General features: G+C 62.0%; 17 protein-coding genes. 9 read left to right on the forward strand and 8 right to left on the reverse strand.

Going from position 1 to position 18,676, the window contains the following annotated elements; genetic code table 11:
• The first annotated feature begins 107 nt into the window (after window positions 1-107).
• Together CPY51_RS23890 and CPY51_RS23895 are read left to right on the forward strand one after the other, a co-directional pair.
• Complete coding sequence (locus tag CPY51_RS23890) at window positions 108-1,385, forward strand: L-fuconate dehydratase (RefSeq protein ID WP_111162727.1); 1,278 nt, start codon at window positions 108-110, stop codon at window positions 1,383-1,385.
• Between the two features lie 105 nt (window positions 1,386-1,490).
• Window positions 1,491-2,522, forward strand: coding sequence for a hydroxyacid dehydrogenase (locus tag CPY51_RS23895; RefSeq protein WP_111162728.1), 1,032 nt, complete (start codon window positions 1,491-1,493; stop codon window positions 2,520-2,522).
• On the opposite strand, the gene CPY51_RS23900 is transcribed toward CPY51_RS23895, so the two are convergent.
• From CPY51_RS23900 to ggt, 3 genes are all read right to left on the reverse strand, one after another.
• Window positions 2,509-4,068 carry an alpha/beta fold hydrolase gene (locus CPY51_RS23900; protein WP_111162729.1) on the reverse strand — a complete coding sequence of 520 codons (1,560 nt, stop codon included), beginning with the start codon at window positions 4,066-4,068 and terminating at the stop codon, window positions 2,509-2,511. The two genes, CPY51_RS23895 and CPY51_RS23900, sit on opposite strands and share 14 nt — an antisense overlap.
• A gap of 96 nt (window positions 4,069-4,164) precedes the next feature.
• On the reverse strand, window positions 4,165-5,613 hold the full coding sequence (locus tag CPY51_RS23905) for an MFS transporter (protein WP_111162730.1): 1,449 nt from the start codon (window positions 5,611-5,613) through the stop codon (window positions 4,165-4,167).
• 257 nt (window positions 5,614-5,870) lie between these two features.
• Window positions 5,871-7,616 (reverse strand): gamma-glutamyltransferase, encoded by a 1,746-nt coding sequence (ggt, locus tag CPY51_RS23910; RefSeq protein ID WP_111162731.1) that lies wholly within the window; start codon window positions 7,614-7,616, stop codon window positions 5,871-5,873.
• 423 nt (window positions 7,617-8,039) lie between these two features.
• Here ggt and CPY51_RS23915 point away from each other — a divergent pair, with 423 nt between their 5' ends.
• A complete protein-coding gene (locus CPY51_RS23915) occupies window positions 8,040-8,222 on the forward strand; it encodes a hypothetical protein (protein WP_111162732.1) in 183 nt (60 codons plus the stop codon).
• A 21-nt stretch (window positions 8,223-8,243) separates the two neighbouring features.
• On the opposite strand, the gene CPY51_RS23920 is transcribed toward CPY51_RS23915, so the two are convergent.
• A complete protein-coding gene (locus tag CPY51_RS23920) occupies window positions 8,244-9,509 on the reverse strand; it encodes a glycerate kinase type-2 family protein (RefSeq protein ID WP_111162733.1) in 1,266 nt (421 codons plus the stop codon).
• A 305-nt stretch (window positions 9,510-9,814) separates the two neighbouring features.
• Between CPY51_RS23920 and CPY51_RS23925 the strand changes: the two genes are divergently transcribed.
• The 3 genes from CPY51_RS23925 (at window position 9,815) to CPY51_RS23935 (ending at window position 11,944) form a co-directional block, all read left to right on the forward strand.
• Window positions 9,815-10,528 carry a FadR/GntR family transcriptional regulator gene (locus CPY51_RS23925; RefSeq protein WP_111162734.1) on the forward strand — a complete coding sequence of 238 codons (714 nt, stop codon included), beginning with the start codon at window positions 9,815-9,817 and terminating at the stop codon, window positions 10,526-10,528.
• 132 nt (window positions 10,529-10,660) lie between these two features.
• Window positions 10,661-11,413, forward strand: coding sequence for a FadR/GntR family transcriptional regulator (locus CPY51_RS23930; protein WP_111162735.1), 753 nt, complete (start codon window positions 10,661-10,663; stop codon window positions 11,411-11,413).
• Window positions 11,414-11,515: 102 nt separating this feature from the next.
• Complete coding sequence (locus CPY51_RS23935; RefSeq protein WP_111162736.1) at window positions 11,516-11,944, forward strand: OsmC family protein; 429 nt, start codon at window positions 11,516-11,518, stop codon at window positions 11,942-11,944.
• Window positions 11,945-12,148: 204 nt separating this feature from the next.
• Here the strand turns inward: CPY51_RS23935 and CPY51_RS23940 are convergent, their stop codons facing one another.
• The 3 genes from CPY51_RS23940 to CPY51_RS23950 form a co-directional block, all read right to left on the reverse strand.
• The gene (locus tag CPY51_RS23940) at window positions 12,149-12,691 is read right to left on the reverse strand and encodes a carboxymuconolactone decarboxylase family protein (RefSeq protein ID WP_111162737.1); all 543 of its coding nucleotides are present in this window, start codon (window positions 12,689-12,691) and stop codon (window positions 12,149-12,151) included.
• 51 nt (window positions 12,692-12,742) lie between these two features.
• Window positions 12,743-14,089 carry an LLM class flavin-dependent oxidoreductase gene (locus CPY51_RS23945; RefSeq protein WP_111162738.1) on the reverse strand — a complete coding sequence of 449 codons (1,347 nt, stop codon included), beginning with the start codon at window positions 14,087-14,089 and terminating at the stop codon, window positions 12,743-12,745.
• Window positions 14,090-14,220: 131 nt separating this feature from the next.
• On the reverse strand, window positions 14,221-15,126 hold the full coding sequence (locus CPY51_RS23950) for a LysR family transcriptional regulator (RefSeq protein WP_111162739.1): 906 nt from the start codon (window positions 15,124-15,126) through the stop codon (window positions 14,221-14,223).
• 118 nt (window positions 15,127-15,244) lie between these two features.
• Here CPY51_RS23950 and CPY51_RS23955 point away from each other — a divergent pair, with 118 nt between their 5' ends.
• The 3 genes from CPY51_RS23955 (at window position 15,245) to CPY51_RS23965 (ending at window position 18,303) form a co-directional block, all read left to right on the forward strand.
• Window positions 15,245-15,985, forward strand: coding sequence for an SDR family oxidoreductase (locus CPY51_RS23955; RefSeq protein WP_111162740.1), 741 nt, complete (start codon window positions 15,245-15,247; stop codon window positions 15,983-15,985).
• Between the two features lie 52 nt (window positions 15,986-16,037).
• The gene (locus CPY51_RS23960) at window positions 16,038-16,940 is read left to right on the forward strand and encodes an SDR family oxidoreductase (protein WP_111162741.1); all 903 of its coding nucleotides are present in this window, start codon (window positions 16,038-16,040) and stop codon (window positions 16,938-16,940) included.
• A 154-nt stretch (window positions 16,941-17,094) separates the two neighbouring features.
• Window positions 17,095-18,303 carry an adenylate/guanylate cyclase domain-containing protein gene (locus tag CPY51_RS23965; protein WP_111162742.1) on the forward strand — a complete coding sequence of 403 codons (1,209 nt, stop codon included), beginning with the start codon at window positions 17,095-17,097 and terminating at the stop codon, window positions 18,301-18,303.
• Window positions 18,304-18,315: 12 nt separating this feature from the next.
• Here the strand turns inward: CPY51_RS23965 and CPY51_RS23970 are convergent, their stop codons facing one another.
• Window positions 18,316-18,618 carry a hypothetical protein gene (locus tag CPY51_RS23970; RefSeq protein ID WP_111162743.1) on the reverse strand — a complete coding sequence of 101 codons (303 nt, stop codon included), beginning with the start codon at window positions 18,616-18,618 and terminating at the stop codon, window positions 18,316-18,318.
• Between the last annotated feature and the right edge of the window lie 58 nt (window positions 18,619-18,676).

The raw sequence follows: 18,676 nt of genomic DNA on the forward strand, positions 1-18,676 counted from the left end.
TAAGAGGATCGCCACGCTATTCTGCGTTGCGGATCACGCCTTTTCGTCGATCATGATTGGGATGTCCGCCGACGGCATGCCCGCAATAAAATACCAGGGAGTTTCACATGACGCGCATCACCAGTCTCCGGGTTTTTGACCTGCGCTTTCCGACCTCGCAAAGCCTTGACGGCTCCGATGCGATGAATCCGGATCCGGATTACTCCGCGGCCTATGTGATCCTCGATACCGACAAGCCGGGCCTTTCCGGCCATGGACTGACGTTCACCATCGGCCGCGGCAACGAAATCTGCTGCATGGCGATCAAGGCGATGCAGCATCTGGTCGTCGGCACCGAACTTTCGACCGTGCTCGAAAATCCCGGCAAATACTGGCGGCATTTGACAAGCGACAGCCAGCTCCGCTGGATCGGACCGGAAAAGGGCGCGATGCATCTGGCGACGGGAGCCGTCGTCAATGCGGTGTGGGACCTGCTTGCCAAGGAAGCGGGCAAGCCGGTCTGGCGGCTGGTCAGCGAGATGGATGCGGAGCAGATCGCCGATATCGTCGACTATCGCTATCTGACCGACGTGCTGACGCGCGACGAGGCGGTTGCCATTCTCAAGAAGGCCGAGACCGGCAAGGCCGAGCGCATCGCCACTCTCGAGAGCGAGGGCTATGCCTGCTATACCACCTCCGCAGGATGGCTCGGCTATGACGACGAGAAGCTGCGCCGCTTGTGCCAGGAGGCGATCGATGCGGGCTTCAACCACGTCAAGATGAAGGTCGGCCGTGATCTCGAGGACGATATCCGCCGCCTGACCATTGCGCGCGAGGTGATCGGGCCCGACCGCTACCTGATGATCGATGCCAATCAGGTGTGGGAGGTCGGCCAGGCGATCGACTGGGTCAAGCAGCTTGCCTTCGTCAAGCCCTTCTTCATCGAGGAGCCGACCAGTCCCGACGACATTGCCGGACATCGCAAGATCCGCCAGGCGATCGCCCCAGTGAAGGTCGCGACCGGCGAGATGTGCCAGAACCGCATCATGTTCAAGCAGTTCATCGCCGAGGGCGCCATCGACATCGTCCAGATCGATTCGTGCCGCATGGGCGGGTTGAACGAAGTGCTTGCCGTTCTTCTGGTCGCCGCCAAGTACGATCTGCCGGTCTGGCCGCATGCGGGCGGCGTCGGACTTTGCGAATATGTGCAGCACCTGTCGATGATCGACTACGTTGCCGTTTCCGGGACCAAGGACGGCAGAGTGATCGAGTATGTCGATCATCTGCATGAGCATTTTCTTGATCCATGCGTCATACGCGACGCGGCCTACATGCCGCCGAGCCTGCCGGGTTTTTCGATTGAAATGAAACCCGAATCGATCGAGGCCTACACATTCCGCGGATGAGGCTTGCGCGTCTTGGCGCCGGGCGGCTAACATTGTGATTTTTGGCGCCTCCGCATTCGGCTTGCCGTTCGGGGGCGCTGTTTAAGATTTTTGGGAGATAGTAAAATGACTGAAACCGACCGGCGCCTGGCGATCAGTGCGCCCGATCCACGTACGCTCGACCTGATCTTCACCAATGAGGCATTGGCACAGCTGAGATCGAAGTACGAGATCGTCGAGGCGGACCCGGAAGATATCGCAGGCCTTGGCGACGCGGTTCTCAGACGGGCGCGCTACATCATCGGCCAGCCGCCGCTGTCGCACGAAACGCTCGACCGGATGCCTCAGCTTCGCTGCATCCTGAATGTCGAGAGCAATCTGATGAACAACATGCCTTACGACGTGCTGTTTCAGCGAGGGATCCATGTCGTGACGACGGGGCAGGTGTTTGCCGAGCCTGTTGCCGAGATCGGCCTTGGTTTCGCTCTCAGCATTGCGCGCGGCATCGTCGATGCGGACGTGGATTTTCGCGAGGGCAACGAGCTCTGGGGCGGTGACGGCAATGTCGGCGCGCGACAGATATCCGGCTCCGACATCGGTATCGTCGGCTTCGGCGATCTCGGCAAGGCGCTCAATCGCGTACTGTCTGGATTTCGGGCAAACATCAAAGTATTCGATCCGTGGATGCCGCGGTCCATCCTTGAGGATCATGGGGTCAAGCCGGCAAGCCTCGAAGAGGTTCTGACCACCAGCGACTTCGTGTTCGTGGTTGCGGCCGTCACGAGCGAGAACAAGGGCTTCCTCGGTGCCGACGTCTTCGCCAGCATGCGCAAGGGCGCCGCTTTCATCCTGCTCAGCCGCGCCGACGTCGTCGACTTCGATGCATTGATGGCAGCGGTTGCCTCCGGCCACATCGTTGCGGCAAGCGACGTCTATCCCCAGGAGCCGCTCGCAAAGGACCACCCGGTTCGCAAGCTCAAGGGCTTTCTCCGTTCGGCGCATCGCGCAGGAGCGCTCGACAGCGCGTTCAAGAAAATGGGCGACATGGTGCTCGAGGACATGGACCTGATGGATCGCGGCCTGCCGCCGATGCGCTGCAAGCGAGCGGAGCGCGAAACGGTATCCCGGATGCGCTCCAAGCCGGTTACGAAGAACTAGCCCGCTTAAGCCATGCCCGGATGATCGGGACGTCGTCGTCGGTGAGTTCGTGGCCGTGCGGGACGAACTCAAGCTCGACATTGGCGCCAGAACCGGCGAGTTGCTGCCGCAATTCCTCGGCGTATCGGCCGTAATCATCGGTCTCGCCTGAGATGATCAGGACGTCCGCATCCGACATGTCAGCGGGCGGCCTGTCGTCGAGAACCGGCATGGAGCGCAGCAGCACGGCACGCCGGATCAGATGCGGGTGCAGCGAGAGCATCGCGTTGATGAGATTGGCGCCGTTGGAATAGCCGATATAGACAAGCCGTTCCGTGTCGAGCTCATAGGCCTGCGCGGCTCCTTCAATGAAAGCGGCGAAGGCCTCGGCTTCCGCGACGATATCAGCCTGATCGAAAGTGAACGGCGTGATGCGGCGGAACCAGCGCGGCAGGCCTTCCTCGGCTGCCCGGCCGCGGACGCCGAGCAGTGTCGCGCGCGGCTCGACCTGATGAGCGATCGGCATGACCGTCGTTTCGTTGGCGCCCGATCCATGCAGCAGTACGAACACGCTGCCATCCGGATCGTCAGGCGTATAGAAGCGATGAACGAACGGCAGGTCGCGGTAAATGACGCGCGGCTCGCCCGGCATCGAGAATTGCGGCATCAGGACCGTCAATTCCTCTTTGCGCGCCGCATCTCCATCCGGCACGAAGAGCTTGGTTCCAAGCGTTGCCTCATCTTCGTCGATCAGCATGCCGGGCGCGTCGGTGGCAAGCTCGAACAGGATGCGGCCCGGTTCGCGGACATAGAGCGAGCGGAAGTATTTGCGGTCGTGGGTGGTCGTCGGCCAGGCTTCATTTGTCTGGAGAGCGGCGCGAACCGCTTGCAGTTCGGCATCGTCGCGGGCGCGAAAGGCCACGTGGTCGACCGTGCCGGTGCCAGGCGCGCTGGACCAGAAACCGGTGGCATCTCTGATATCGATGACATCGCCGACGTCGGAAATCATCCGCCGAATCGAACCCCGCGTCGTCAGGTGCCGGTAGCCGAAATGATCGTGGAGGAAAGATTGGGTCACATCAGGCGTTTCGGCAAATAGCGTCGCGCCGTGGATGCGCCGGATCGCGTGTTCCCCTGGGATGTTTTCGGAGGCCCACGGAGCAGAGGCTTGCAGCGCGTTCGTGCCGACGAGCTTGAGGATGACGCCATCCGGATCCTTCAATCGCAGGACCGGATCGCCGAATTCATCCGCTGGACCCTCCGGCCGGAGACCGAAGGAGAGGGCGCGCGTCAGCCAAAAGCCGATGCTTAGCGGGTCGATGGCAACCGAGATTTCGCCGACCTGCCCGAAGCCGGCGCGGCCCGGCGACCCGTCTTCCCAGACCAGAAAGGTTATCAGCGATCCGGGGGATCCGAGGGCATCGCCATAAAGCAAATGCAGCTGCGTCGCGTCCTCGAACCCGCCCGTTCGCTTGACCAGACGCAGGCCGAGGAAGCCGACATAGAAATCGACATTCGCCTGGACCTTGCGGGTGATCAGCGTGATGTGATGAATTCCGGCGACCATGGTCATGCTCCGATAGATGCGCGCCCTTGCAGCGTAGATGCATCTAGAACAGAAGCTGCCGCTAGTTCAACGTGCGCGCGGTGACCGGTGTGTTCATCATTCTGCAGCGACGGCTATTTTCTTGCCCTTGTGTCCGCTGATTTCGGCGCCGGCAGTCTTTGAGAATCGGGCGTTCCAGATTGTCGCGGTCAACGAGATCAGCGTGACGACGATGAAGGCGGCGGAGAAGTCGTTGAGCTCAGCGTGGGTGTGAGCGCGAACGAACATCGAGCTATGCAGCGCAAGCGCCGCGACGCAGATGCCGAGCGACAGCATCAGCTGCTGGAATGTCGTGTAGAAGCTTGTTGCCGAGCTCATGCGGTCGCGGTCGATCTCGTCATAGGCGATGGTGTTGTAGGCCGTGAACTGGAACGACATGAAGAACCCGCAGAACAGCAGGATCACGAAGATCAGCGACATCGGCCAGTCCGGCCGGAAGGCGGCACACAGGCCGTAACCCAGGGTGCCGACAAGGCCGAATACGATGAGGCTGGTGCGGAAGCCGAAGTTGCGGAGCACCTTCGACTGGATGGCCTTCATGGTCATCGAGCCGATGGCGGTGGCGATGACAATCCGCCCGGCTGAAGCAGCCGACATGCCGAAGCCGAGCTGCAGCATCAGCGGGATGAGGAAGGGTTGGGCGCCCTGTGTGATGCGCGTCAGCGAACCCGCGATGACCGACGCGCGGAACGTCGGTACCCGCATCAACGAGAAATCCATGATCGGTGACGGGTGGTTTTTCGCGTGGCGAAGATAGCCGATGCCGAAGAGAAGGCCGACGGCAATCAGAAAGACCGCAAGCGAGCCTTCGCCGGTGCGGCTCGACATTTCGAAGCCAAACAGCAGCGAGCCGAGCGAAATGCCTGAAAGGATGAAGCCGACGGTATCGAACGGGCCGTCCGCCGGTCCCTTCACATCCTCGATGAAGATGCTGACGAGGATGAAGCCGAGAATGCCGATGGGCACGTTGATGTAGAAGATCCAGCGCCAGTCGAGATAGGTGACGAACATGCCGCCGATCGGCGGGCCGACGATGGGGCCGACCAGAGCCGGCACCAGCAGCCAGGACATTGCCGATACCAGATCCTTTCGGGCGACGCTGCGCATCAGCACGAGGCGACCGACCGGCATCATCATCGCACCGCCGACACCCTGGAGAAGGCGTGCGACAACCAGGAAGGAAAGGGTCGGTGCCTGCGCACAGAGGATGGAGCCGAGGACGAACACCGCGATTGCGCTGCGGAACACGGTGCGCGAGCCGAAGCGGTCGGCGATCTTGCCGCTTGCCGGTATGAAGATCGCAAGGCTGAGGAGATAGGAGGTGAGCGCGATGCTCATCGCCGGCGGCGTGACAGCGAAGTCGCGCGCCATGGTCGGCAGCGCTGTTGCGAGTACGGTCGCGTCGAGCTGTTCCATGAACATGGAACTGGCGACGATGAGCGCAATTGTGCGGAAGTTGGGCGCGGCCTGCCTGACCGCGGCTGGCGGGTAAGTCTGATCCGACATCGTCGGGTATCGCTCTCGGTGGTGCGGTGGGAGCCCAAAGGGCAGACCCGCAAATCTGGTAACGGCGCAAGAGCCGCGATTGAACTTGGTCGGTATACGCCCGGTTACTCGGCTTTACCATATACAATCATGCAATTCTTATGTGCCGAAACGTTCAATCAAGCACGTTTAGCAACGATTTGAAGCATTGTGTGTTCAGGCCGTCCGAGCGGCGTTCGAGCCGGTCGGCGCCATGCCGCTATCGTCGTCTTCGCCGATCAATATCCGCCTGCCGTACCGGAATCCGCCCGGCTGTCCATTGCGCCATTGTATCGTGCACCGCCGCCGGTTGCGATTTCGGCGAGGCTCTTGCCGCCGACCATGATGCCAGCCGCTTTACCCCAGATCGGCCAGTTCTTGTCGATGGCGACATTGTAGCCCATGCCCTCCAGTAGCCGCATCGTGTCGGGGGACAGCGCGTAGGGTTCGGTATAGACCTTGTCCGGCAGCCATTGATGGTGGATGCGCGGTGCGTCGATCGCCTGCCGGATGTCCATGCCGAAGTCGATGACGTTGATGATGGATTCGAGCGTGATGGTGATGATGCGGGCGCCGCCGGGGCTGCCGATGACCATGAAGGGCTTGCCGTCCTTGGCGATGATCGTCGGGCTCATGGACGATAGCGGCGTTTTCTTCGGCTGGATGGCGTTGGCCTCGCCCTGCACGAGACCATAGAGGTTGGGCACGCCGGGCTTGGAGGTGAAATCGTCCATCTCGTTGTTGAGCAGGATACCGGTGCCCGCGGCGACCACGCCGGCGCCGAAGGAACCATTGAGCGTATAGGTCACCGCCACCGCGTTGCCGTCATTGTCGATGATCGAGAAATGGGTCGTCTCGTGGCTCTCGCCGAAGCCCTTGGGCATCAGGTCCTTGGAGACGCCGGCGCGATAGGGGTCGATGCTGTCGCGGATCTGGCGGGCGTAGTCCTTGTCGAGAAGCTTGGCGACCGGATTGGCGACGAAATCGGGATCGCCAAGGGCCGCATTGCGGTCGACATAGGCGTGGCGCATTGCCTCGACCATCAGGTGGACGGTCTCCGCCGAGCCGTAGCCGAGGTAGGAGAGCGGGTAACCCTCGAGCACGTTGAGAATTTCGCAGATGATGACGCCGCCCGATGACGGCGGAGGCGAAGATATGATCTCGTAGCCGCGGTAATTGCAGGTCACGGGCGCCAGTTCGCGGACCTTGTATTGCTCGAAATCTTCCTTGGCGAGGATGCCGCCCTTGTCGTGGCTTGCCTTGACGATGGTGTCGGCGGTCTGCCCCTTGTAGAAGGCGTCCGGACCGCTTTCGGCGATCCGCGATAGCGTCGCGGCGAGATCCGGCTGGATCAACCTGTCGCCGGCGGCAAAGGGCGAGCCGTCGTGCTTGGCGTAGATGGCTGCTGCGGCGGGGTCACCGGACAGTCGCTTCTGGCCGCCGTTCAGCTCGATCGCGTCGCCCTGATCAAGCGTGAAGCCCTCCTGGGCGTAGCGGATGGCGGGGCCCATCAGTTCGTCGCGCGATTTCGTGCCATATTTTTCGCGAGCAGTCTCGAAGCCCATGACCGAGCCGGGAACGCCGATCGCGAGGTAGCCTTCGGTGCTGGCGCCTTTGACGACATTGCCTTTGTCGTCGAGATACATGGTCTTCGTCGCGGCCAAAGGCGCGCGCTCGCGGAAATCGAGGAAGGTCGTTTTGCCGTCCTTGAGGCGGATTGTCATGAAGCCGCCACCGCCGATATTTCCGGCGGTCGGATAGACAACGGCAAGGGCGTAACCGACCGCCACCGCGGCATCGACGGCATTGCCGCCCTTCTTCAGAACATCGACCCCGACGTCGGTCGCGAGATGCTGGGCCGTGACGACCATGCCGTGCTCAGCCTCCACAGGCGGTGGCGAGGCCGCGAAGACGGGCGCCAAACCGAACAGACCGATGGCGAAGACAAGAACCGAAGTCGTGACGCGGCTGCGGAGCTGGCGCATATCGTTTCCTCCAGACATCATATCGGCTGCAAAAGGAGCCTTTCACACCACGGATGTCCAGTCCCAATCGCCGATTTACCCTGCGTCAGATAGGTCGCGGCAAAATGCCGGCTTTTCGGGTCCGCTCCTTCGGCAGCGATTCGCATTTGTAAAGCGCAAAGCCATCTTCGAGGGGAGCCGTCGAGCGGGTTGCCTCATCATAAGGCTTAAATATACCTCCTCCGGGTTACTCCTTACTGTGCGTCGACTAGGTCGATGTCAGTAATTAATACTATTAATGATCTCAGAATATTAAGTTCGTTTGATGTATACTTGAAGAATACCGGGGATAAGTGCTTTCGGGTGATCGTCTGAGCGTTCTCCGGCGTGCAGTCTGTGTCCATTGCATTTCCGCTGGAGGCGGAGACCGTTGGAGGAGCTGGCATGATCGTTACCAAACTGGAGCTCTGGAGAAGCGAACGCGGGGCGCGGCCGGCAGCGTTGCTGGATACGAAACAGAAGCACGTCGTCGAGATCGAGTGCGTGCACTGTCACAGCCACTTCTTCCGCTGGACGGCTACCGCATCGGCATACGGCCGCTGCGAACACTGCTCCACGGATCATTGAATTGCTGTCGCGACGCCCGCCTTACTGAATAAGGATGGCGCGGAGGTCGTTGACGTTCGTTCCGGTCGGGCCGGGCACGAAGAGATCGCCGATGGCATCGAAGGCCGACCAGGCATCATTGTTGCGCAGCATTTCAGCGGGAACCAGCCCCGCCTTGCGCAATCGAGCTACAGAGCCTCCGTCGGCGAAGGCGCCAGCATTGTCTTCGCTGCCGTCGATGCCATCCGTGTCTGCCGCCATGGCATGGATGCCGTCGCTGCCGTCGATGTCTATCGCCAGCGACAGCAGGAATTCGGAATTGCGCCCGCCCTTGCCGGTGCCGGTCAACGTCACCGTCGTTTCTCCACCGGAAAGCAGCACGATCGGCTTTGTGAACGGCCTGTTGCGGACGAGGATCTCGCGGGCGATCGCGGCGTGGACATGGGCTGCCTCGCGCGCTTCGCCCTCGATCGCGTCGGACAGGATGGCAGCCTCGATGCCCGCGTTGCGCGCCGCCGCGGCAGCGGCCTCAAGCGAGACGCCGGCCGAGGCGATGACATGCACTTCGTTGCGCGCAAACCTGGTATCGCCTGGTGAGGGCGCGTCGGCCTCAGTCGCTTCGATATGCGCGATGACTGCCCCGGGAAGTTCGAGCTTGTAGAGACGGATCAGGTCCAGGGCCTCAGCCCGCGTTCCGGCGCCCGGCACCGTCGGGCCGGATGCGACCAGCGCCGGATCGTCTCCGGGAATGTCAGAGACAACGAGCGAAACCACTTTGGCCGGATAAGCTGCGGCGGCAAGACGTCCGCCCTTGATCATCGAGAGATGTTTGCGGATGACGTTCATCGCGGAAATAGGCGCGCCGGAGGCGAGAAGCGCCTTGTTGACGGCAATCTCGTCTGCAAGGCTCAGCAGGCCTGCGGGCGAGGGCAGCAACGCCGAACCGCCGCCGGAAATCAGGGCGATCACCAGATCGTCCTCGGTCAAGCCCTCCACGAGTTTCAGCAGCCGCTTCGAGGCAACAAGGCCGGCAGCGTCCGGGACCGGATGCGAGGCCTCGATGATCTCGATGCGCTTGCAGGGGGCGGCAAAACCGTAGCGGGTGACGACCAGCCCTTCGAGCGGACCGTCCCAGCATGCCTCGAGCGCCGCAGCCATCTGCGCCGAGCCTTTGCCGGTGCCGACCACGATCGTCCGACCCCTTGGCTTCGGTGGGAGGTGGCGCCGGATCCCGGTCAGCGGGTCGGCGGCCTTGACGGCTGCGTCGAAGAGGGAGACGAGGAAGGCGCGGGGATTTGAAACGGTCATGATATCGTTTGTCTCGCAGCGGTGGAAACGATTCGGTTGCCGGTGCCGCTATGGTCAGGGACGCGGCGCGGTGTTCAGGACAAAGCAGCCCTTCGCGACGCTTATCCTTGTTGTACGTTGGCAAGTCACGGATTTCAATCCGGTTTTCAGGGGATGCACGCGGTCGAAGTGTCGGCCGCGCTTGATGTTAAAGCGCGGTGTTGTATGGTAACCATGCAACTATAAAGGTGTCCAGTCGTTTTCGCGGCTGTGGCGGATCGATTGCCGGGCGTGGGGCGTCGCCCGGTTGCACGCAAGGGGGACCGATGACGCTGAAGCTCGACAAGGTCAATCGCGGGCCGCATCTCTCCACCCTGGTGGCAAGCTCGATCTCGCGCGAGATCGCGCAAGGGCGGCTGAAGGTCGGCGACCAGCTGCCGACCGAGCAGGCGCTGGCGACGACCTTCGGGGTCAGCCGCAACGTGGTGCGCGAGGCGATCGCCCGGTTGCGCTCGGAAGGCCGGATCTGGTCGCAGCAGGGCCGCGGCGCCTTCGTCGCCGACGTGCCGAACTCGACGGTGCTGACCATCGACTACGATGCGCTGCAGCAGGCGACGGCGTTTCGCAGCCTGTTCGAGCTGCGTGGTATCCTCGAGGTGCAGGCGGCAGCGCTCGCCGCCACCCGCCGCACCGATGACGACCTGGCGGCGATGCGCCAGGCGCTGGAGACGATGACCAGCGTGCCCTATGGCAGCGTCGCCTGGCTGAAGACCGATCTCGAATTCCACCGCACGCTCGCCGCCGCCACCGACAATCCCTACATGGTGCAGTTCCTGGTCTTCGTCTCCGAGCGGGTGCGCGACAGTATCCTTGCCTCCGGCAATCAGCAGAAGTCGGAGGATCTGGCCAGCGTCACGCTCGGCGAGCACCAGCGCATTCTCGAGGCTATCGAGGCACGTGATCCAAAGGCCGCTGCGACCGCAATGCGCCAACATCTGGCAGGCGCTGCCCACCGCGTGGGACTGCCGGACGAGGAATAAAGGAAACCCATAGCGTTTTCATATTCGACTTAGGGCCGAATGGCGGTTGCTTTGCTTTTTCTCCGTCGTTGCGCTAGCAGAAGCGAGACAGAAATCGCATTTGCTCTACTGCAATCAAGGTTTTGGGAAACGATGACCGAGAAGGACACCGCGCTGTTCAATGCCATCCAGCAGACGCCGAACCTTCGCAGCGGTCTGGTCGACACGCTTGTGACGCAGATCGAATCGGGCGATCTGAAGCCCGGTCAGCGCCTGCCGACCGAACAGGCGATCATGACGGCAACCGGCGTCAGCCGGACGGTCGTGCGCGAGGCGCTGGCATCGCTGCGGGCAAAAGGCCTCATCACCACCCGTCAGGGCCTCGGCGCTTTCGTCGCCAACGATCCCAATCCGCGTTCCTTCTCCATCGTCCCGAACGATCTGGAGTCGATCGACGAGATTTTGAGCGTTCTCGAGCTGCGTCTTGGCATCGAGGTCGAGGCAGCGGGGCTTGCCGCTCTTCGGCGTGTCGATGAGGACATCGTTCGCATGCAGGGACGGCTCGACGCGCTCGATGCTGCGGTCGAAGAAGGGCTTTCCGGCTCAGAGGAAGATTTCGCCTTCCACCGCGCCATTCTCGTCGCCACGCAGAATTCCTACTACGCCCGACTGTTCGACACCTTCGGTAGCGCCATGGTGCCGCGGCAATGGGCCCGCTTCGATCGCATGACGCCGGCAGAGCGCAGGCGGCATGCAGCCCGGATGCGCAAGGAGCACTACTCGATCTTCGTCGCCATCCGCGACGGCGATGAGGCTGGAGCGAGACGCAACCTCAGAAATCACCTCAGCAAAAGCGCGACCAAGTTTGCCGAACTGCGCGATCAGGCCCATCATTCCATCGATTAGCCTATTCGGCGGATCGACTCGTGCCGACGATTGTTTCCGCGGGCGGAAATCCTTATCTGTTCAGATGACGTTTCGAACGGATCAATTGCAGGGATTTTCGACATGGTTGAGCTGAAGGCAAAGGCAAGACAGACAGGTGCTACGGCAATCCTCGGCCGCACCGGATTTCCTCATGTGACGTCGGTGACGGGTGGCGAGATCAATATCGTCACCGCCCCGTCGCAGGTGGGGTTTAATCCGCTCGACCTGCTCTATGCGTCGCTTTCAGCCTGCCTCGTGCTCAGTGCGCGGATGGCGGCCAGCCAGATGAGTGTGCTCGACAAGCTCACTGAAGTGACCGCCGCGGTCACTGGCGAAAAGGCCGCCGAAGGCGTTTCCCGCGTCGAGAAATTCAACATTGCCTTCAGGATCAAGGGCGATTTCGATGACGCCACGCGCGAGGCCATCGCACGCGCGGCCGAAGACGAGATCTGTACGGTGAGCAACACGATCCGCGGCAATCCGGCGTTTTCGACGACGGTCTCGGGGTGATTGGTGAACTCGAGGTCGCGGCGCCCCCTCATCCGGCCTGTCGGCCACCTTCTCCCCGCACGCGGGGCGAAGGGGATAGACGTGCCTGCCGTCGTCCCTCACCTTTTTGATATCCGATAAGCTGCGATGAGCGCAGTCGTCCCCTCTCCCCCGCGGGGAGAGGGTTAGGGTGAGGGGGTCTTTGGGAACGGCAATATCCGCCAATCATCGCGCCGGAAATTCGAAGCCTTCAATATACGGCAACAGTTCCTCGTCCACATCGACGTCGACGACGTTGTTGAAGATCGCGGTGGCGATCATGATGCCGGCGAAGGCGACGAGGTTGACGAGGGTGGGCTCGTCGTAGCGGGACTTGAGGCGATCCCAGAGCGCATCGGGAACGCCATTGGAATCGATCACCATTGCCTTGCCGAATTCGATCAGCAGCGCCTCGTCATTGGTCGGTTCGATCGTTTCCGGGTTCAGTCCGGCGTTGATCAGCGCCCGCCGGAGGAAGCCCACTGGGATAATCGCCCGGCATTCGATCGCGATCGCCTGGCAGAACAGCCAGACGGCGCGGTCGTCGAGCGCCGGGCGCAGCTCTTCGCGGAGCGTGAACCATTCGGCATAGATTCGGTGCGCCACCGGGGAATGCAGCAGCGTCCGCTTCATATTGGTCATGCGCCCGCGCAGGGCGATCTCCCTGTCGTGCTCGGCGCGCGCGGCGTCGGAGGCCGTGTCGTAATCGAAGTGGGATAGATGGCTCATGGATAGGGCTCTCAAATGGTCGATGTCTTCTGACCGATTTGGCGGCTGATGTCACTGAGCTGCCTGCGCCACCTGCGCGAAGAAACGGTTTTCCGGTCGCGGCAGGCCGAGATGGTCGCGAAGCGTCGTGCCTTCATAGTCGCGGCGGAACAGGCCGCGGCGCTGTAGTTCCGGAACGAGGCGGTCGGTCACGTCGTCGAGGCCCTGAGGCAGGAACGGGAAGACGACGTTGAAGCCGTCGGAGCCCTCCTCGAAGAGCCATTGTTCCATCTCGTCGGCAATCGTCTGCGGCGTGCCGACGAAGGCCAGTCCGCCATAGCCGCCGAGACGCTGGGCCAGCTGGCGGACGGTGAGGTTTTCCTTTTCTGCCAGGCGGATGACCTGCTCGCGGCTGCTCTTGCTGGCATTGGTCTCGGGAATTTCCGGCAGCGGACCGTCGGGATCGAAGCCGGAGGCGTCGTGTCCCAGCGAGATCGAAAGCGAGGCGAGGGCGCTGTCGTAGTGCACGAGGCTGTCGAGCTTGGCCCGCTTGGCGCGGGCGTCCTCGACGGTATCGCCGACGATGACGAAAGCGGCAGGCAGGATTTTCAGATGATCGCGGTTGCGGCCAATGGCCTGCATCCGGCCCTTGATATCTGCATAGAGCGACTTGGCTCCCTCCAGGTCCCGAGGGGCTGCGAAGACGACTTCCGCGGTTTCGGCGGCCAGTTGGCGGCCGGGTTCGGACTGGCCGGCCTGGACGATGACGGGCCAGCCCTGAGGCGTGCGGGCGATATTGAGCGGCCCGCGGACCGACAGGCTTTCGCCCTTGTGGGCAAGGACGTGCATCTTTTCAGGATCGAAGAAAATGCCGCTCTCGACATCGCGAATGAAGGCGTCATCTGCGAAGCTGTCCCAGAGGCCGGTGACGACGTCGTAGAATTCGCGCGCCCGGTGGTAGCGCTCGTCGTGCTCGACATGTTCGTCGAGGCCGAAATTCAGCGCCGCATCCGGGTTGGAGGTGGTGACGATGTTCCAGCCGGCGCGTCCTTCGCTGATATGATCGAGCGAGGCGAAGCGACGGGCGATATGGTAGGGCTGATCGAAGGTGGTGGAGGCCGTGGCAACGAGGCCGATCTTCTCGGTGACCGCGGCAAGAGCGGAGAGCAGGGTGAACGGTTCGAAGGAGGTCACCGTGTGGCTGCGTTTCAGCGCCTCGACCGGCATGTTCAGCACGGCCAGATGGTCGGCCATGAAGAAGGCGTCGAATTTCGCGGCCTCCAGCTTTTGGGCAAAGCTCTTGATGTGCTTGAAATTGAAGTTGGCATCCGGGTAGGCGCCGGGATAGCGCCAGGCGCCGGTGTGAAGGCTGACGGGGCGCATGAAGGCGCCGAGCCTCAACTGCTTCTGTTCAGTCATGTAGCAATCCCCTCGGAAAATCATTGGTGATGGAGGCGGACAAGGTCACGCCACTCTGGAATTTCCTATTGGAGGTAGGAACGCCGTCGGCTCATGCAAAGGGCCGCCGGCATTTATTTGAACGACCGGTTTCAGCCGTCGGCGACTTCGGCGTGTCGATTGAATATCCCTGCCACCCAGTCGATGAAGACGCGGACGCGCGGCGACAGCTGGCGGTTGCGCGGATAGAGCAGGGAGACCGGCGTCCGGGTGGGAGCGAAATCCTTCAATACGGAAACCAGTTCGCCTGATCGCAGGGCATGCTCGGCGTGATAGCGAGGCACCTGGATCATCCCCAGCCCGAGCTTTGCGGCGGCGAAATAGCTTTCGGCGGCGTTGACCGCGACGGTCGCAGGCAAGGGGTAGTTGCGGACAACGCCGTCGACCGTCAGTTCCAGCGGCAGCAGGCCCCCCGTCGCCGTTGACCGGAAGCCAACGATGCGATGGCCCTCCAGCCCATCGGGATGCATCGGCATGCCATGGCGCTCGATATAGGCGGGGGAGGCGAGCGTCACTTCCTCGAGCATGGCGACGCGGCGGGCGATCATGTCGCTGTCCTGCAGGTCGCCGACGCGAAGCACGCAGTCGATGCCCTCGCGGACAAGGTCGACCAGCCGGTCGCCCTCGCTGATGTAGATATCGATGTCGGGATAGGTCTCGAGAAAGGCAGGCAGGCTCGGCAGGACGAAATGCCGGGCAAGCGTTCCGTGCACGTCGACATGCAGCCGCCCCTTCGGTTTGGCGCCCGCAAAGGCGCTCTCGGCGTCTTCGATATCCGACAGGATGCGCAGGCAGCGCTGGTAATAGGCCTCGCCGTCGAGCGTCGGGGAGACGTGCCGGGTTGTTCGCTGCAGCAGCCGGACGCCCAGCCTCGCCTCGACCTGCTTGACCGCATCGGTGACTGTCGAGCGCGGCAGCCCGGTGTCTTCCGCCGCCAGCGTGAAGCTGCGCCTTTCCACGACGCGGGTGAAAACCCGCATGGCATCGAACCGATCCATCTATTTGTTCGCGATCTTCGGATAGTGATGCCGGATAATGCCTGATTATGCGCAAAAAGAAAGAGGGCATCCTCTCCTCATTGAAACGCGCTGCGGCGCAGACACGAAGGAGAAAGATATGTCCGAGAATACAAACAAGGTTGCCATCGTCACCGGCGCCTCCCGCGGCATCGGTGCTGCCATCGCCGAGCGGCTTGCATCGGATGGCTTCACTGTTGTCATCAACTATTCCGGTAATGCTGCTCCGGCCGAAGAGCTTGCCCGGAAGATCGAGCAGAAGGGCGGCAAGGCGCTGACCTCCAAGGCCGATGTCAGCGACGCAGAAGCAGTTCGCCGCATGTTCGATGCAGCCGAGGCTGCATTCGGGGGCGTCGATGTCCTCATCAACAATGCCGGCATCATGTCGCTCGCCAAGCTTGCCGACGCGGACGACGCAAATTTCGATCGCCAGATCAGCGTCAACCTGAAGGGCACGTTCAATACCCTTCGCGAAGCCGGAAAGCGGCTGCGGGACGGTGGGCGCATCGTCAACTTCTCCACCAGCGTTGTCGGCCTGAAGCTTGAAGGCTACAGCGTCTACGCGGCCACCAAGGCGGCCGTCGAAACATTGACGGCGATCATGTCCAAGGAAATGCGTGGCCGCTCGATCACCGTCAACGCCGTCGCTCCCGGCCCGACCGCCACCGACCTCTTCCTCAACGGCAAGAGCGACGAACTGATCGAGCGGATGGCGAAGATGAACCCGCTGGAACGCCTGGGCACGCCCGAAGATATCGCCTCGTCCGTCGCCTTCCTCGTCGGGCCTGACGGCGGCTGGATCAACGGCCAGGTACTGCGCTCCAACGGCGGCATGGTCTGAGCCGCGACGCGTTCGCCACAAGCTCTTCGGCTTTCAGAAAAGGAACAGGATCATGAGCAAGCAAGTCATCGTCATAACAGGGGCTTCGAGCGGCTTCGGCGCTCTCACCGCCCGCGCCCTCGCCAGAGCCGGCCACACCGTCTACGCCAGCATGCGCGAAACCGAGGGTCGCAACGCGCCGCAAGTCGCGGCCGTCGCCGCTTTCTCGTCCGAGAACAATGTCGACCTGAAAGCCGTCGAGCTGGACGTCGCCTCCGACGCGTCGGTCCAGGCGGGGATTGCCAGGGTGATCGAGCAGGAAGGACATATCGACGTCATCATCCACAATGCCGGCCACATGTCCTTCGGCCCGGCGGAAGCGTTTACGCCCGAACAATTTGCCGAGCTGTTCGACATCAACGTACTGTCCACCCAGCGCGTCAACCGCGCGGCACTTCCATATCTGCGCAAGCAGGGCACGGGCCTCGTGGTCTGGGTATCTTCGTCGAGCACCCGTGGCGGCACGCCTCCATACCTGTCGCCCTATTTTGCCGCCAAGGCAGCGATGGATTCCCTTGCCGTCTCCTACGCTTCGGAACTTACCCGCTGGGGCATCGAGACTTCGATCATCGTTCCCGGCGCCTTCACCAAGGGGACGAACCACTTCGCACATTCCGGCTCTCCGACCGACAAGGCTCGTGCCGCCGAGTATGACGAAGGTCCCTATGCCGGAGTTCCGGACCAGGCTCTCAAGGGCCTTGCCGCCCTGGAGCCTGCCGATGCCGACGCGGGAAGCGTCGCCGTCGCCATCGTCGATGTAGTCGGCATGCCCTTCGGCACAAGGCCGTTCCGCGTCCATATCGATCCGTCGCAGGACGGTGCGGAGATCGTCAATGGCGTTGCCGACCGTGTCCGTGCCGAGATGTTCCGGCGCATCGGCCTTGAAGATCTGCTGAAGCCGCGGATCAACGCGTAGAGCCTTTGGCTCATCAGAACACTGTCGCGTCAAATCGCCGCTCCAAGACCATGGAGCGGCGATTGGCCGTCCTTGAGAGCCATTTATTCGTTCCGCCGCTTCCCTGTCGGTCGGATTGGTATTAAATCGGTCGTTCAGCAGCTGGGATGACTCCATGCAAGATAAAGACATCGCCGAGATTGCTGCATGGCTCATGCAGCAAGGTCTGAAAGGTACGTCGGAGGCCGATCTGCTTGCGGGCTTCTGCGAGGCGTGCCGCAGACACGGTCTCAACATGGACCGCGGCATGGCGTTGATGGATACGCTGCACCCAGTGTTCGAAGGACGGGCTTTCCGTTGGGACAGTACGGAGATCATCGAACCTGTTTTCGAATACGGTCCTTCCGTCGAGGGGATCGCCGCTGAAACCTGGCAGAAATCGGCCTTCTATCATCTGCTGGAAAACAAACTCGACGAGGTGCGCCGCCGCATCGGCTTCGGCGACCCCGCCGATTTCTACCTGCTCGATACGTTGAAGGATGCCGGCTACACCGACTTCATCGCTTTCTGCCATCGCTTCGAGGAGGCCGGCACGATCGGCGAGATGGACTGCTTTTTCTCGCACTTCTCGACGATGTCCAGAGAAGGTTTTTGCGATGACGACCTCTCCGTCCTGCGCCGGCTCGTCCCTGCTCTGGCTCTGGCGATCAAATGCACGGCGCTCGGACGGATTGCCCGCACCATTGCGGAGGTCTATCTCGGCGAAGATGCGGCGCGACATGTTCTCGAAGGCAAGATCACTCGCGGCAAGACGGAGCGCATTTCGGCAGCGCTGTGGTTTTCGGACCTTGCCAACTACACCCGCATCTCGGACACGGCTGAACCGGACGAGATCATTCCGATGCTGAACGACTACGCCGATGCCGTGATTTCATCGATCCATGAGGCCGGCGGCAACGTGCTGAAGCTGATGGGCGACGGGACGCTGGCGATTTTCAAGGCGGAGGAGATGAGCGAAGCCTGCGCGGCGGCGCTGAAGGCGGAATCACTGCTGCGCCAGCGGTTGGGAGATCTGAATTCCCAGCGCCAGATCGAGGGCCGGCCGGTGACGGAGGTGTATCTCGGCCTCCACATCGGCGACGTCTTCTATGGCAATATCGGCAGCCAGGACCGGCTGGACTTCACCGTCATCGGTCCCGCAGTCAACGAGGTGAGCCGCATCGCCTCGATGTGCCACTCGGCGGATCGCGATATCCTGATGTCCGCCAACTTCGTCGCCGCGGCTCCGGTTGCGCAACGAAACGAACTGGTCTCCGTCGGCCGCTATGCATTGCGTGGCGTCAAGCGCGCGCAGGAATTATTCACGCTGATTTCCGCGGGCTGACCGTTCTATTCCTCAGGGCCGCAGATCGCTGCCGGGTGCGCAAACCCAGACGGCGCAGCTGTTCGTGTCCGAGGCGGGGAAATAGTCGCGTTTGCCGGTGCCGCTGCCGAAACACACGACCGGATCGGCAACGGCCCGATCATAGATCGGAAGGCCCGGCGGGCTTTTCGATGTGTAGCGCAGGATTACAGCCCTATCCCTCTGGATAAGCGCGTGAATTGCAGAGCAGGAGATCTGCGTCGAGACCTGTGTGGATATTGCCAACGCGGGGGAGGCGATACCCACGAGCGCAAGGCCAAGCATGATCGTTCTCATCAAAAAATTCTCCCTTCCACTTTCGGCAGTTGTCACAGTCTCACAGGCGAAGGCTAAA

It is taken from the genome of Arminella tubonensis (assembly GCF_003240585.1).
GTDB classification, from domain to species: domain Bacteria; phylum Pseudomonadota; class Alphaproteobacteria; order Rhizobiales; family Rhizobiaceae; genus Rhizobium; species Rhizobium tubonense.